Below are 14,429 nucleotides of genomic sequence, written 5' to 3'. Positions count from 1 at the left end.
GGCCTTGTCGATTTGCCGACGACCCTTCTCGCACAGCCGGAGCAGAAAATTATGGCGCGTGTCATTTCGGTCGAGGCCGAGCGTTTTCCAATCGCCGGCACCTTCACCATTTCGCGTGGTTCGAAGACCGAAGCCGAAGTGATCACCTGCACGATCAGCGAAGGCGATTACACGGGCCGTGGCGAATGCGTGCCGTACAAACGCTATGGCGAGACCATGGACGGGGTTCGCGCCGCGATAGAGGCCATGCGCGGGCAAATCTCTGCTGGCATGGACCGGACAGCCCTGCTCGGCGCCATGCCGGCAGGCGCGGCGCGCAACGCCATCGATTGCGCCTTGTGGGACCTGGAAGCCAAGATCAGCGGCAAGGCGGTGGCGGACGTAGTCTGGCCGGCTCCTTTGCATCAGCTCGAGACGGCCTACACGCTGTCGCTGGGCGAACCCGAGGCGATGGCGGCGCAGGCCCGTGCCAACGCGGCGCGCCCGCTGCTCAAAGTCAAGATCGGCGGCGACAACGACATTGCGCGCATCCGCGCGGTCCGGCAGGCCGCGCCCGGCAGCCGCATCATCCTCGACGCCAACGAGGGCTGGAACGACGACACCATCGCCGCGAACCTCGCCTTTGCCGCCGAGCAAGGCATCGCGCTTATCGAACAGCCGCTGCCGGCGGGCCATGACGGCATCCTGCGCCACATCGCGCATCCGGTGCCGATCTGCGCGGACGAGAGCGTGCATGAGGCGGGGGATCTGGCCGCGCTCGCCGGTCTCTACGATGCCGTCAACATCAAGCTCGACAAGTCGGGCGGGCTGACGGCGGCGCTCGTGCTGCGCGACCGCGCCCGCGAACTGGGTTTCGGCGTCATGGTCGGCTGCATGGTCGGCACGTCGCTGGCGATGGCGCCGGCGGTGCTGCTCGCCCAGGACGCCGATTTCGTCGACCTCGACGGACCGCTGCTGCTTGCGCGGGATCGTGTGCCCGGCCTCGCCTATGAGGGATCCTTGGTTTCACCGCCCGATCCGGCGCTTTGGGGCTGAGCGCGCCGCGAGTCCGACCAGCACCAGGCCGATGATCGCGATCGGGATCATGGCCAGGAAGCCGTCGACCCCGAAACGGTCGTAGAGCGGGCCGGAGGCGAGCGTCACGGCGGCCATGAAGAAGCCGTTGAAGAAATAGGCGACGCCCTGTGCGGCACCGGTGCGCTCTTCCGAGACCGTTTCGCCGATCATTTTCTGCAGGCCGATCAGCACCATGGCCACCGACACCGAATGCAGGGTCTGGACGCCGAAAAACCCGGCGACGCCGAGGCCAAGCGGCCAGATCAGCGGAAAGGCGATCCAGCGCACGACCGCGCCGATGCCGGCAATCACCATCACCCTGACGACCGACACGGAGGCGAATATGCGGTTGAAAAACACGAACATGCAGACTTCGGCCACCACGCCCCACGCCCACAGAAGCCCGACGACGGTGTCGCCGATGCCGATCGACTTCCAGTAGATCGACACGAAGCCGTAAAGGAAGGCGTGGCTGGCGGTGAGGATGCCGACACCCAGGGTGAAATAGACGAAATAGGCATTGAAGAGACTTGGTGCCGAGTGCTGGATCTCCGCGGCCGAAAGCGGTGAGGCAAGGCGCGGCCGGCCAAGACGCGGCGCAAGCAGCGCGGCAAAGAGCGCGGCACCCAGTGCCGCGAAAATGATCGCCGGGACGGCTTGCGCCCCTGCCGCGGTCAGGATGAAACCACCGGCCACGTTGGCGCAGAGATACGAGATCGAACCCCACTTGCGCATGCTGGTGTAGTTGGAGCCGAAGCGGCGCACGCCCGAAAGCGCGAGCGAATCGGCCATCGGCGAATGCGGTGTCCATACGATCGTCAGCGCCAGCGACACCGCAAGCACGACGGCGTAGGAGGCCGGCAGAAAATAGCCGGCGGAAATGATCATCGATGCCGCGACGAGCGCGATATAGACGTCGGCGCGGTCCCTCGCCCGGTCCGCGAGCGCGGTGAGCAGCGGCGTCGTCACGACGCGCAGGAACATCGGAGCCGCCAGGATGACGGCGATCTGCTCGGCGTGAAAACCTTTCGCCTGCAGCCACAGCGGGAAGTAGGGCAGATGCGTGCCCTGCGACACGAACAATGTCGCGAAGATCAGGCTCATGCGCAGTTCGAAATGGCGAGGCTTGACGAGCTGTTCGGGTGAAAGCGGCGGCAGCGGCATGAATCGATCCAATAACGCTGCCGTCCACGAACGGCGAGCAGTGTGGATTGACCCTTAACATGAGGAAAAACCGGACGAAACCGATTGGCCTAATCGATTAACACCGGAATCTGTGCCTGGCACCCGCAGTCAGGCGGCCTGCACCACCCGGTCCTCGATCAGCATCGGGATGAATGGTTCGTCCGGCGCCTCGGGCAAGACATGCGCCCAGGTCAGGATTTCCATCCGGCCGTCGAAATGTTCGACCACCGCCGTGCAGCTTTCCACCCAGTCGCCGGTGTTGATGTACTGAACGTCGCCATAGCTTTCGATCGCGGCATGATGGATATGGCCGCATATGACGCCGTCGACATGCGAGCGCCGCGCCTCGTCGCTGAGTACCGTCTGGAACGAGCCGATGAAATTCACCGCCTTCTTGACCTTGACCTTGGCCCAGGACGAAAACGACCAGTAAGGCAGGCCGAGCAGCTGGCGCAGCCGGGTGATCACACGGTTGACCTGCATGGCGGCGTCGTAGGCATGGTCGCCGAGATAGGCGAGCCAGCGCTGATTGTGCACGACCGTGTCGAACTGGTCGCCATGAATAACGAGCAGCCGCCTGCCGTCGGCGGTTTCGTGAATGGCGCGGTCGGCTACGACGATGCCGCCGAAATGCACGCCCTGGAACTGGCGAGCGAATTCGTCGTGGTTGCCGGCGATGTAGGTGATGGTGGCGCCCTTGCGCGCCTTGCGCAGCAATTTCTGCACGACGTCATTGTGGCTCTGCGGCCAGTGCCAACTGCGCCTCAGGCGCCAGCCATCGACGATATCGCCGACGAGATAAATGATGTCGGCATCGTGATGTCTAAGGAAATCGATCAGGAAATCGGCCTTTGCCGCCTTCGACCCGAGATGGACGTCGGAGATGAACATGCTGCGGAACGTGCGGGGCTCTTGGCCGGACATCGCGAATTCACCGTTGCTTTCGCGAGCCTATGCCCCGATTCATGCAACAACCGTATGACGGTTGCGATTGGTCCAGCCCAAGAGCTAGCCTGCCGGCGAATCACAGGAGAAATCGTCATGGATCTCGGCATCCGCGGAAAGAAGGCCATCGTCTGCGCTTCGAGCAAGGGGCTCGGAAAAGGCTGCGCCATGGCGCTGGCCGAGGCTGGTTGCGACGTCGTCGTCAACGGGCGCAACGCCGAGCTGGTGGCCAAAACCGCTGCGGAGCTGCGCGAGCGTTACGGCGTGACCGTCACGGAAGTCGTCGGCGACGTATCGAAGCCCGAGGTGCAGAAGGCGCTTCTCGCCGCTTGCCCCGAACCCGACATACTGGTCAACAATAATGGCGGCCCGCCGCTGCGCGATTTCCGCGAGCTCGATCGTGCCAAGATGCTCGAAGGCGTGACCCAGAACATGGTGACGCCGATCGAGCTGGTGCAGGCAGTGATCGACGGCATGGCCGTGCGCGGTTTTGGCCGCATCGTCAACATCACTTCGCTATCGGTCTATGTCCCCATCCCCGGCCTTGATCTGTCGTCCGGCGCGCGCGCCGGCCTGACCTCCTTTCTTGCCGGCGTGGCGCGCACGGTGGTCGACCGCAACGTGACCATCAATAGCCTGCTGCCCGGCAAGCTGGATACCGACCGGCTGCGCGGTCCGCACGAGGCCGGCAGCGTTGAAGACCCGGCCGCGGCAGCCGCCCGCAAGGCGCGCATCAGTGCCGACGTGCCGGCCAAGCGGCTCGGCACGCCGGAGGAATTCGGCCAGATCTGTGCCTTCCTGTGCTCGGTCCATGCCGGCTACCTGACCGGCCAGAACATACCGGTGGACGGCGGCCTCTATGTCAGCGCCTTCTGAGACCCGGTAGCGCCGGCGTCGAAGGAATTCCGCCAAGCTGTTGAAACAGATTGATTATCCCTGCTTCGTCAACGTGAATGGCGATTGCGTCATTTGGCGTCGCGAAAAACCTTGGCCGCATGCTAAGAAGGCGGCACGCAGGATCGCAGGGAGGCCCGGAATGAACGGCGAGAGCAAGAAAACGGCACGTTCGGACCTCGACGAAGCCGCGCTCTACTTCCACAAGCACCCGACGCCGGGCAAGCTCGAAATCCAGGCCACCAAGCCGCTCGGCAACCAGCGCGACCTGGCGCTCGCCTATTCGCCGGGCGTGGCGGCCCCTTGCCTCGAAATCCGCGACGATCCGGCGACCGCGGCCGACTACACGGCGCGCGCCAATCTGGTCGGCGTCGTTTCCAACGGCTCGGCCGTGCTCGGCCTGGGCAATATCGGCCCGCTCGCTTCGAAGCCGGTCATGGAAGGCAAGGCGGTCCTGTTCAAGAAATTCGCCGGCATCGACGTCTTCGACATCGAGATCGACGCGCCCGAGATCGAGCGCATGGTCGAAACGGTGGCGGCGCTGGAACCGACCTTCGGCGGCATCAACCTCGAGGACATTAAGGCGCCGGAATGCTTCGAGGTCGAAGAGCGACTGAAGGCCCGGATGGGCATACCGGTTTTCCATGACGACCAGCACGGCACCGCCATCATCGTCGCCGCCGCAGTGCTCAACGGCCTGGAATTCGCCGGCAAAACCATTGCCGACATCAAGATCGTCACTTCGGGCGCCGGCGCGGCGGCATTGGCCTGCCTCAACCTGCTGGTCTCGCTCGGCGCCAAGGTCGAGAACATCTGGGTCACCGACCGGTTCGGCGTTGCCTACAAGGGCCGCACCGACGAGATGGACCGCTGGAAAGATCCTTATGTGAAGGACACGGAGGCACGCACGCTGGCCGACGTCATATCGGGCGCCGACGTGTTCCTCGGGCTTTCGGCCGCCGGCGTGCTGAAACCGGAATTGCTCCAGCACATGGCGCCGAAGCCTTTGATCCTGGCGCTGGCCAATCCCAATCCGGAAATCATGCCGGAAGTGGCGCGGGCGGCGCGCCCCGACGCGATGATCTGCACGGGCCGGTCCGATTTTCCAAATCAGGTCAACAACGTACTGTGTTTTCCTTACATCTTCCGCGGCGCGCTGGACTGTGGCGCCAGCGCCATCAATGAGGAGATGAAGATGGCCGCGGTGCGGGCCATCGCCGCCCTTGCCCGCGAAGAACCTTCGGATGTCGCCGCGCGCGCCTATTCCGGCGAGACGCCGGTGTTCGGACCCGAATTCCTGATCCCCTCGCCCTTCGATCCGCGGCTCATCCTGCGCATCGCCCCGGCCGTCGCCAAGGCGGCCTGCGACACCGGTGTCGCGACAAGGCCGATCAGCGACTTCTCCGCCTATATCGACAAGCTCAACCGCTTCGTCTTCCGCTCCGGCCTGGTGATGAAGCCGGTGTTCTCGTCGGCCAAGGCGTCGAGCGCCAAGCGCGTCATCTATGCCGACGGCGAGGACGAGCGCGTGCTGCGCGCCGCGCAGGTGGTTTTGGAGGAAGGCATCGCCGAGCCGATCCTGATCGGCCGTCCGCACGTCATCGAGGTGCGATTGAAGCGCTACGGACTGCGCATCAAGCCCGGCGTCGACTTCGGCCTGATCAACCCGGAGGACGATCCGCGCTACCGCCATTACGTCGACCTCCTGATCGAGCTGGCCGGCCGGCGCGGCGTGACGACGGAGGCCGCGCGCACCATGGTGCGCACCGACAACACGGTGATCGCGGCCCTCGCATTGAAGCGCGGCGACGCCGACGCCATGGTCTGCGGCCTCGAAGGGCGTTTCGAGCGGCACCTGCGCAACGTCACGCTGATCATCGGGCCACGAACCGGCATCAAGGACCGGGATCTGTCGACGCTGTCCATGCTGATCTCGCAACGCGGCATCATCTTCCTGACCGACACCCATGTTTCTGTCGACCCCACCGCCGACGAGATCGCCGAAATGACCGTGCTGGCGGCCGAGGAGATCCAGCGCTTCGGCATCGAGCCCAAGGCGGCGCTGCTGTCGCATTCGGATTTCGGCTCGCGCGATTCGCCGAGTGCGCTCAAGATGCGGCAGGCGGCGGCGATCCTGGCGCGCATCGCGCCCGAGCTGCAATGCGACGGCGAGATGCATGCCGATTCCGCGCTGTCGGAACATCTGCGCCAGCGCGTCTATCCGCATTCGCGTCTGAAGGGCGAAGCCAATCTCCTGGTGTTCCCCAACCTCGATTCCGCCAACATCACGCTGACAGCGCTCAGGACCATGATGGATGCCCTGCATGTCGGCCCGATCCTGCTCGGCACCGACAAGCCGGCGCATATCCTGACGCCCTCGGTGACTTCGCGCGGCGTCGTCAACATGACAGCGCTGGCGGTGGTCGAGGCCGCCCACAAGGCGCAAGCTGTCGTCGATCTGGGCTGAACACCAATTCGGGGGTAAACTGCGGTTTAACCACGAGCACGTAGCGTGCGGCGAACAACCAAGCAGGGTTTCGGCGGATGATGGGCAAAGGGTGGAAGCAGGCGCATCTCGCCGTGCTGCTTGGCCTGCTGCTTTCGGGCGCCGCCGTCTCCGAGCCGCAGGCCGCCTCGCGTGTCTGCCGCCAGCTCGAGACCGATCTTGCCGCGACCTCGCGCGGCAGTGGCGGTCCGGCCCTGATCCGGAAATATGACGCCGCGATCGACCGGCAACGCGAGCAGATTTCAAAGGCGCGCGGCCAGTCCAGCAGCGCCGGCTGCGGCTTCTCTCTATTCAGCCGCAATGTCAGCCAATGCGCTGGGTTCAACGCCACCATCGAGCGCATGAACGCCAATCTCGATAGCTTGCAGGCCAAGCGCGCCCGCCTCGCCGGCGGCGGTTCGCGGCGCGATCGCGCACGCATCCTGGCCGCGCTCGACACCAATGGCTGCCGCGAGGACGCGGTGGCGCCCCGCCGCGAACTCTTGCGCGAAGCGAAACGGGAACAAGGCAACGGCAATCTGTTCGACCAGCTGTTCGGCGGCGACACACGCCGGCTCGATACGCTCGACCAGTCTGACGATCCCGACGAGGAGCGCAATATCCGCCGCGTGCCGGGCCGGTCCGGCATACCGGATTTTCCGGGCGTCGGCGGCGAGTTCCGTACCACCTGCGTGCGCACCTGCGACGGCTACTTCTTTCCGATGTCGAATGCCGCCTCGGTCGGCGATTTCGAGCGCGACCAGAAGAACTGCGAATCGAGCTGTCCCGGCACCGAGATCCAGGTCTTCTATTCGCGCGGCATGGGCGACGATTCAGCCGACATGACATCGTCGGTCACCGGCCGACCCTACAGCGAACTGCCGACGGCCTATCTTTACAAGCAGCCCAACCTGTCGCGGCCGCCGGCCTGCGGCTGCAACGCCGCGCAGAACTTCCAGATCATCGGCGGCAATCCGCCAAGCCAGCAACAGTCGCGGCCGCAAACGGAGGGCGCCCCGTTCATTCCGGTGCCTGCCTCCAAACCCGATCCAGGTGCCGATCCCGAGACGCTGGCAAACGCCGCAGGCGGGCTGGACCGCGACGCCATCAAGCGGCTTGCGGTCAAACCGGTCACATCGCCGGTCTCGACGCTGCCGCCGGAACAGCGGAAGGTCAGGGTCGTCGGGCCAACGTTCCTTCCCGACCCATCAGCGGCAATAGATCTGCAAGCTCCGGTCCCGAAGTCAGTCCGGTAAGGGCGAGCCTCAGCGGCATGAACAGCGCCTTGCCCTTGCGGCCGGTCGCTTCCCTGATCTTGGCCGTCCAGTCCTTCCAGACGGTCCCGTTCCAAGGCTCCTCGGGCAGCAGATCGATGGCCTGGTGAAGAAAATCTCGATCGGCGTCGGAAAATTCCGGCTTCTCCTGCGGCCCTTCGCGCAGGATGCGCCACCAGCCGACAGCATCGGCCAGCCTGTCGAGATTACCGCGCACAGCCAGCCAGAACGGTTCCGCCTGCTCGCCCGATATGCCGAGCACCACCAGCCGATTCTGCGCTTCGGAGAACGGCATTTGGTGCAGCAGCGTCCGGTTGAGCACGAAAAGCTCGTCCGGGTCGAACTTTGCCGCCGACTTCGAAGTCGCAGCCGGGTCGAAACGGCTGGCGAGTTCGGCCAGGTCGTGCGCGGCGGCGACATTCTCCGACGTGCCGACGAGCACGGCCAGCGATGCGACCGCCATCGGCTCGATGCCGTCCTCGCGCAGGCTTTCGATGGAGAGTGCGCCGGTGCGCTTCGACAGCCCCTCGCCCGAAACGGTGGTCAGCAGATTGTGGTGGCCGAATTCCGGCGGCTCGGCACCCAGCGCCCGGAACAGCGCGATCTGCACGCCGGTGTTGGTGACGTGGTCGTCGCCGCGGATGACATGGCTGACGCCCATCTCGATATCGTCGACGACGGATGGCAGCGTATAGAGATAGGTGCCGTCCTCGCGCACCAGCACCGGGTCCGACAGCGAGGCGAGATCGACGGTTTCCTGCCCGCGCACCAGGTCGTTCCAATGGATTTCGGTGCGCTCCGGCTGCTGCGGATCGCCGGTGAAATTGGGCAGCAGGAAGCGCCAGTGCGGCCGGCGGCCATCGGCCTGATATTCGGCGATCTGTTCCGACGTCAGCGTCAGCGCTTCGCGGCCATAGACCGGCGGCAGGCCGCGCGTACGGCGCACCTTGCGCCTGAGGTCGAGCTCCTCCGGTGTTTCATAGCAGGCATAGAGAACGCCCGCCGCCTTCAGCCGCTCGACCGCCGCGTCATAGATCTCGAAGCGACGCGACTGGTATTCGGTGGTGTCGGGAAAGATGCCAAGCCAATGCAGGTCGTAAAGGATGGCGTCGGAAAATTCCTGCTTCGAGCGCGCGACATCGGTGTCGTCGAAGCGCTGGATGAAGCGCCCCTTATGGTTCATGGCGAACAGCCAGTTGAACAGGGCGGTGCGCGCATTGCCGATATGGATGCGGCCTGTCGGTGAAGGGGCGAAACGAACGGTAACTGTCATGAGCGGGGCGTACCGGATGCTTTTGTGATTGACAAGACGCGCCCCCGTGCCGTGCCGCAGACATAGAACATGGCGCAAGCAATGAAAAGACTTGGCGGACGCGGCTCCGCCCGCGATCACATGTCCCGCGCCGCCCGCCCGTCAAGCCGCCGGCGCCTGATGGGATGGCCTCCGGGCCAGAGCCGGAGGCCATCCCCGATCAGGTGACAAGTCCCTTGGTCAATTCGAGCGCCTGGCGCTCGAACAGGCGGCGGTAGATGCCGCCCGGCAGCCGGATCAGCGCGTCATGCGAGCCTTCCTCGGCGATCTTGCCGCGATCGAAGACCAACAGCCTGTCGAGCGCCCGCACCGTCGAAAGCCGGTGCGCGATGACCAGCGTGGTGCGGCCGACCATCAGCCGCTCCATCGCCTGCTGGATCAGCACCTCCGATTCTGAATCGAGGCTCGACGTCGCCTCGTCCAGGATCAGGATGCGCGCATCGGCGAGGAACGCGCGCGCGATCGCCACGCGCTGGCGCTCGCCGCCCGACAGCTTCACGCCGCGCTCGCCGACGAGCGTGCCGTAGCCCTTCGGCAGGTTGGCGATGAAGTCGTGCGCGCTCGCCAGCTTCGCGGCGTGCTCGATCTCGGCCTGCGTGGCGCCAGGCCGGGCATAGGCGATGTTTTCGGCCAGCGAGCGGTGGAACAGGATCGGCTCCTGCTGCACGATGGCGATCTGCGCGCGCAGCGACGCCTGCGTCACCTCCGAAATGTCCTGGCCGTCGATCAGGATCCGGCCGGCGTTCACGTCATAGAGCCTCTGGATCAGCTTGACGAAAGTCGTCTTGCCCGACCCGGAATGGCCGACCAGCCCGACCCGCTCGCCCGGCGCGATATCGACCGAGAAATCGCGATAGAGCGGCGAACGGTGACTGCCATAATGGAAGGTGACGTCGTCGAAGGCGATGCCCCCTTGCGTGATGCGGATCGGTCCGGCGCCGGGCCGATCCTCGATGCCGAGCGGTTCGGACTGGAAATCGACCAGTTCCTCCATGTCGTTGATCGAGCGCTGCAGGTTGCGGATATGCGTTCCGATATCCCTGAGATAGCCTTGCAGGACGAAGAAAGAAGTCAGCACGAAGGCGACGTCGCCGGCCGTTGCCTGCCCCCACGACCACAGCATCAGCGCCAGGCCGATGACCGCCGCTCTCATCACCAGCAGCAGCACCCCTTGCGTGGTACCGTTGATGGTGCCGCGCACCCAGGTGCGCCGCGTGCGGGCACGCCATTTGGCGACGACCTTCGCAAGCCGGTTCTCCTCGCGCTCCTCGGCGCCAAACCCCTTGACCACGGCGTTGCAGCTCACCGCGTCGGCCAGCGAGCCGCCAAGGCGCGTGTCCCAGGTGTTGGCGAGCCTGGCCGCCGGCGCGACATAACCAAGCGACAGCATCGCCGTGACAGCGATGAACAGCACCGAGCCGGCGGCGACAACCGCTCCCATCAGCGGCCAGAACCAGCCCAGCAGCAGCGTCGAGCCGACGAGCATGACGATCGACGGCAGCAGCGCGATCAGGATCGTGTCGTTGAGCAGGTCCAACGCCCACATGCCGCGCGTCACCTTGCGCACGGTCGATCCGGCGAAGCTGTTGGCGTGCCAGTCGGTGGAAAAGCGCTGGACACGGTGGAAGGCGGCGGCGGCGATGTCGGCCATCATCTTCAGCGTCAGTTCGACGATCCCCATGAAGGCCAAATTGCGCAGGACGACACCCGCCAGCGCCAACGCCATCAGCATGGAAAACGCGGTCATCGCGGCATTCCAGGCGATCTCGTCGGCGCCGGCGCTGCTGGCGACGGCATCGACCAGCCGGCCGGAATAGAGCGGCGTCAGCACATCGGCCAGCGTCGACAGCAGGAAACCAGCCATGATCAGCGAAAGCCGCCAGGGCTGGCGCCGCCAGTGGGTGAAAGTAAAGCCAAGAACGCTGCGAAAGGCGCTTGCGCGCAAATCGATTCGAAAACGAGCCATGATGTCATTCGGGCGCAAAAAGCCCGATCCCGGTAAGGTCGAAAATTGAAAAAACCGCGCAAGGGGCTCAATGCCCGGGAATGCGGAGGTTCGGTTATGAATGGCCACTTGCCCGAAGGCGGCGACCGGCATCGGCAAAGGCCTGTTCTCGATCCGGCTCCGTTCCGAGGGTGAAAACCCTGCGGCGCGCCGGTCGGGACCTAGGCTTCGCGGCCTCGCATAACGATGTCAAATCCTGGCATTCGGTCCTCCCTAAAGGGAATCGCGGAGAGGCCCTTATAGAGATGCCTCATCGCATCGCCAAGGCTGGCGGTCACCAAAAACGGCATCTGGTCCAAGCACTGGGATAAATTTGCAACAACGGCAAAGGCGCTTGGTCAGCGGATCGGCTTACGATCGAGGCGCATGTACCGGCCATCGGTCGATGCCTTGAATCCCAGTCTTTCATAAACCCCATGCGCGTCGCTGGTCGATAGGCTCCAGTGCGAAACGGTGCGGAGCTCGGGGTGATCGATCAGTGCCTGCACCAGCCGCGAGCCGATGCCCTGCCCGCGATGCTGCGGCCAGACGATGATATCGGCCAGATAGGCGAACACCGTGCGGTCGGTGATCGCCCGGCCGAAGCCGACCTGTTTGCCTTCGACATAAGCGCCGACGCAGAGCGAATTCGCGAAGGCGCGGCGGTGGGTCTCGTCACTGCGCCCGCCGCCCCAATAGCTTGCCATCAACAGGTCGGATGTCGCCCTGAAGTCGATCCGTGACAGGTCGAAGCTGATTTCACACTCGGGCATCGCTACCCCTCGCCTGCGGCATGACGCGAATTTTCGGTCGGTACGGTGTCTAGCCGCGATCCCTGAACCGGTTGGTGATGGGATAGCGACGGTCGCGGCCGAAATTCTTCCTGGTGATCTTCACGCCGGGCGCCGCCTGCCGGCGCTTGTATTCGGCGACGTAGAGCAGGTGCTCGATGCGCGTCACCGTCGCCCGGTCATGGCCGCGCGCGACGATGTCGTCGACGCCCATCTCGTTCTCGACCAGGCATTCGAGGATGTCGTCCAGCACCGGATAGGGCGGCAGCGAATCCTGATCGGTCTGGTTCTCGCGCAGTTCCGCCGACGGCGCCTTGTCGATGATGTTCTTCGGGATCACCTCGCCCGACGGTCCGAGCGCGCCCGGCGGCACGTGGCTGTTGCGCCAGCGCGACAGTGCATAGACCTGCATCTTGTACAGGTCCTTGATCGGATTGAAGCCCCCATTCATGTCGCCATAGAGCGTGGCATAGCCGACCGACATCTCGCTCTTATTGCCTGTCGTAACCACCATCGAGCCGAATTTGTTGGAAATCGCCATCAGGATGGTGCCGCGCGCGCGGCTCTGCAAGTTCTCCTCGGTGATGCCTTCCTTGGTGCCTTCGAAAAGCTGCGTCAGCGCATGAAGGAAACCTTCGACCGGCTCGAAGATCGGCACGATGTCATAGCGGCAGCCGAGTGCGCGGGCACAGTCTTCAGCATCCTTAAGCGAATCCTTCGACGTATAGCGGTAAGGCATCATCACCGCGCGCAGCCGCTCCTCGCCCAGCGCATCGACGGCAAGGGCCGCGCAGATGGCCGAATCGATGCCGCCCGACAGGCCGAGCACGACGTTCTTGAAACCGTTCTTGTTGACGTAGTCGCGCAAGCCCAGCATGCAGGCGCGGTAGTCGGCCTCCTCCCGTTCGGGGATCTTCGACATCGGTCCTTCCGAACAGACCCAGTTTTCGCCTTGTCTCCTCCAGGTGGTGATGTCGACCGCCTCCTCGAACTGGCTCATCTGGAAAGCAAGCCGCTTGTCGGCACCTATGGCAAACGACGCGCCGTCGAAGATCAGCTCGTCCTGGCCGCCGAGCTGGTTTGCATAGATCATCGGCAGCCCGCATTCGATAACCTGGCGGATGACGACCTGGTGGCGCACATCGATCTTGGCGCGGTAATAGGGCGAGCCGTTCGGCACCAGCAGGATTTCCGCGCCGCTCTCGGCCAGCGTCTCGCAGACGCCGATGTCGCCCCAGATGTCCTCGCAGATCGGGATTCCCAGACGCACGCCGCGGAAATTGACGGGCCCCTGGATCTCCGGTCCGGCCTGGAAGACGCGCTTCTCGTCGAACTCGCCATAATTCGGCAGATCGACCTTATAGCGCTCGGTGATGATCTTGCCGCCATCGGCGAAGACGATCGAGTTGTGGGTGCCGGTCTTGCGCTTCAGCGGCGTGCCGATGATGACGCCGGGACCGCCATCGGCGGTGTCGGCGGCAATCTCCTGCGCGGCCCGCTCGCAGGCCTTCAGGAAGGCCGGCTTCAGCACCAGATCCTCAGGCGGATAGCCGGCGAGGAAAAGCTCGGTGTAGAGCACGAGATCGGCGCCTTGACGCGCGGCATCCGCCCTCGCCTCGCGGGCCTTGGCGAGATTGCCGGCAACGTCGCCGACTGTCGGATTGAGCTGGGCAACGGCGATGCGCAGTATGTCGGGCTTCTTGGTCATGCTGCTGACTTAGCGCGGCAAAATTCGCCCCGCAATGGCGTTTGCTTGGGCCAATTTCGACATCAGTCGTTGCCCATATAGTCGCGCAGCGCCTGCGGCGAATGGTTCTCCCCGATCGACATCGCCAGGATGCGCGAAATGTGCCGGCGCGGCAGGCCGGTATCCGCAACCCAACGGTTGACCTGGGCCTGGATCTTGTCGAGATCCTTCTTCGACGTCGGGCTTTCGGCGATATCGAGCCCGGCATCGCGAAGGGCGGCCGCCATGTCGGCCGAAATGACGAAGGCGTCCCAACCCAGCCAGCGCAGGAAATACTGGCCGGTATTGCCGCCGAGCCGGCTGCCATGCTTGCCGAGATAGGCCATCAGCCCGACCTGGTCGTCGGCGGGCCACTCGGCGAGGAATGTGCCGAAGCCGCCATGCTCTTTTGACACGCGCTCGACGAAGGCAGCGTTGTCGCGAACGGATTTGATCTTCTGCGGATTGCGCACGATGCGCTGGTCGGATGCCAGTTCATGCCAGAAATCGTCAGGCTGGAACAGCAACCGCTTCGGCTCGAAGCGCAGGAACGCCTCTTCGAATCCGGGCCATTTCTGCTCGATGACGCGCCAGACGAAACCGGCGGCGAAGACGCGCTCGGCCATCGTCGACAGGATACGGTCATCGCCGATGTCGGCCACGGCGGCGTTGTCGGGAATCGGCCCGAGCAGCGAGACCAGTTCCTCCTCGCCGCCCTTGCGCTTTGCGGCGCGAGCGCGAATTTTCATGAAGTCGACCATAAGTCCCTCCGGTTCC

General features: G+C 64.5%; 12 protein-coding genes. 5 read left to right on the top strand and 7 right to left on the bottom strand.

Going from position 1 to position 14,429, the window contains the following annotated elements:
• Nucleotides 1-51: 51 nt before the first annotated feature.
• Nucleotides 52-1,035 (top strand): N-acetyl-D-Glu racemase DgcA, encoded by a 984-nt coding sequence (gene dgcA, locus FJ426_RS09800; protein WP_140498926.1) that lies wholly within the window; start codon nt 52-54, stop codon nt 1,033-1,035.
• Here the strand turns inward: dgcA and FJ426_RS09795 are convergent.
• Together FJ426_RS09795 and FJ426_RS09790 are read right to left on the bottom strand one after the other, a co-directional pair.
• A complete protein-coding gene (locus FJ426_RS09795) occupies nt 1,006-2,220 on the bottom strand; it encodes an MFS transporter (RefSeq protein ID WP_140498927.1) in 1,215 nt (404 codons plus the stop codon). The genes dgcA and FJ426_RS09795 overlap by 30 nt on opposite strands.
• A gap of 129 nt (nt 2,221-2,349) precedes the next feature.
• On the bottom strand, nt 2,350-3,165 hold the full coding sequence (locus FJ426_RS09790) for a UDP-2,3-diacylglucosamine diphosphatase (RefSeq protein ID WP_140498929.1): 816 nt from the start codon (nt 3,163-3,165) through the stop codon (nt 2,350-2,352).
• Nucleotides 3,166-3,282: 117 nt separating this feature from the next.
• Between FJ426_RS09790 and FJ426_RS09785 the strand changes: the two genes are divergently transcribed.
• The 3 genes from FJ426_RS09785 to FJ426_RS09775 all read left to right on the top strand — a co-directional run bounded on the left by FJ426_RS09785 (nt 3,283) and on the right by FJ426_RS09775 (nt 7,821).
• Nucleotides 3,283-4,062, top strand: a complete 780-nt coding sequence (locus tag FJ426_RS09785) for an SDR family oxidoreductase (RefSeq protein WP_140560907.1) — start codon at nt 3,283-3,285, stop codon at nt 4,060-4,062.
• Nucleotides 4,063-4,222: 160 nt separating this feature from the next.
• The gene (locus tag FJ426_RS09780) at nt 4,223-6,547 is read left to right on the top strand and encodes an NADP-dependent malic enzyme (RefSeq protein ID WP_140498933.1); all 2,325 of its coding nucleotides are present in this window, start codon (nt 4,223-4,225) and stop codon (nt 6,545-6,547) included.
• 77 nt (nt 6,548-6,624) lie between these two features.
• Nucleotides 6,625-7,821: a DUF2865 domain-containing protein gene (locus FJ426_RS09775; RefSeq protein ID WP_140560906.1), complete on the top strand. Its 1,197-nt coding sequence runs from the start codon at nt 6,625-6,627 to the stop codon at nt 7,819-7,821.
• Here the strand turns inward: FJ426_RS09775 and gltX are convergent.
• The gene (gltX, locus tag FJ426_RS09770; RefSeq protein WP_140525387.1) at nt 7,739-9,112 is read right to left on the bottom strand and encodes a glutamate--tRNA ligase; all 1,374 of its coding nucleotides are present in this window, start codon (nt 9,110-9,112) and stop codon (nt 7,739-7,741) included. The genes FJ426_RS09775 and gltX overlap by 83 nt on opposite strands.
• A gap of 199 nt (nt 9,113-9,311) precedes the next feature.
• The gene (locus FJ426_RS09765; protein WP_224518947.1) at nt 9,312-11,015 is read right to left on the bottom strand and encodes an ABC transporter ATP-binding protein; all 1,704 of its coding nucleotides are present in this window, start codon (nt 11,013-11,015) and stop codon (nt 9,312-9,314) included.
• Between FJ426_RS09765 and FJ426_RS31785 the strand changes: the two genes are divergently transcribed.
• On the top strand, nt 11,014-11,166 hold the full coding sequence (locus FJ426_RS31785; protein WP_224518946.1) for a hypothetical protein: 153 nt from the start codon (nt 11,014-11,016) through the stop codon (nt 11,164-11,166). The genes FJ426_RS09765 and FJ426_RS31785 overlap by 2 nt on opposite strands.
• Nucleotides 11,167-11,494: 328 nt before the next feature.
• On the opposite strand, the gene FJ426_RS09760 is transcribed toward FJ426_RS31785, so the two are convergent.
• The 3 genes from FJ426_RS09760 to FJ426_RS09750 form a co-directional block, all read right to left on the bottom strand.
• Nucleotides 11,495-11,908: a GNAT family N-acetyltransferase gene (locus tag FJ426_RS09760; protein WP_140525389.1), complete on the bottom strand. Its 414-nt coding sequence runs from the start codon at nt 11,906-11,908 to the stop codon at nt 11,495-11,497.
• A 49-nt stretch (nt 11,909-11,957) separates the two neighbouring features.
• Nucleotides 11,958-13,634 carry an NAD+ synthase gene (locus tag FJ426_RS09755; RefSeq protein WP_140525390.1) on the bottom strand — a complete coding sequence of 559 codons (1,677 nt, stop codon included), beginning with the start codon at nt 13,632-13,634 and terminating at the stop codon, nt 11,958-11,960.
• A gap of 62 nt (nt 13,635-13,696) precedes the next feature.
• Nucleotides 13,697-14,413, bottom strand: coding sequence for a DNA-3-methyladenine glycosylase I (locus tag FJ426_RS09750; protein WP_140560905.1), 717 nt, complete (start codon nt 14,411-14,413; stop codon nt 13,697-13,699).
• Nucleotides 14,414-14,429 lie beyond the last annotated feature (16 nt).

The organism is Mesorhizobium sp. B2-6-4, from assembly GCF_006441495.1.
Lineage (GTDB): Bacteria > Pseudomonadota > Alphaproteobacteria > Rhizobiales > Rhizobiaceae > Mesorhizobium.
Note: the sequence above shows the minus strand (reverse complement) of the source record. Positions and strands in the feature narration are given on the sequence as shown.

Excerpts from the sequence above, each read along its gene's own strand:
- FJ426_RS09795 (WP_140498927.1), bottom strand. The coding sequence starts at position 2,220 with ATGCCGCTGCCGCCGCTTTCACCCGAACAGCTCGTCAAGCCTCGCCAT.
- FJ426_RS09750 (WP_140560905.1), bottom strand. The coding sequence starts at position 14,413 with ATGGTCGACTTCATGAAAATTCGCGCTCGCGCCGCAAAGCGCAAGGGC.
- FJ426_RS09765 (WP_224518947.1), bottom strand. The coding sequence starts at position 11,015 with ATGGCTGGTTTCCTGCTGTCGACGCTGGCCGATGTGCTGACGCCGCTC.
- FJ426_RS31785 (WP_224518946.1), top strand. The coding sequence starts at position 11,014 with ATGATCAGCGAAAGCCGCCAGGGCTGGCGCCGCCAGTGGGTGAAAGTA.
- FJ426_RS09755 (WP_140525390.1), bottom strand. The coding sequence starts at position 13,634 with ATGACCAAGAAGCCCGACATACTGCGCATCGCCGTTGCCCAGCTCAAT.
- FJ426_RS09790 (WP_140498929.1), bottom strand. The coding sequence starts at position 3,165 with ATGTCCGGCCAAGAGCCCCGCACGTTCCGCAGCATGTTCATCTCCGAC.
- FJ426_RS09760 (WP_140525389.1), bottom strand. The coding sequence starts at position 11,908 with ATGCCCGAGTGTGAAATCAGCTTCGACCTGTCACGGATCGACTTCAGG.
- FJ426_RS09785 (WP_140560907.1), top strand. The coding sequence starts at position 3,283 with ATGGATCTCGGCATCCGCGGAAAGAAGGCCATCGTCTGCGCTTCGAGC.
- dgcA (WP_140498926.1), top strand. The coding sequence starts at position 52 with ATGGCGCGTGTCATTTCGGTCGAGGCCGAGCGTTTTCCAATCGCCGGC.
- FJ426_RS09780 (WP_140498933.1), top strand. The coding sequence starts at position 4,223 with ATGAACGGCGAGAGCAAGAAAACGGCACGTTCGGACCTCGACGAAGCC.
- gltX (WP_140525387.1), bottom strand. The coding sequence starts at position 9,112 with ATGACAGTTACCGTTCGTTTCGCCCCTTCACCGACAGGCCGCATCCAT.
- FJ426_RS09775 (WP_140560906.1), top strand. The coding sequence starts at position 6,625 with ATGATGGGCAAAGGGTGGAAGCAGGCGCATCTCGCCGTGCTGCTTGGC.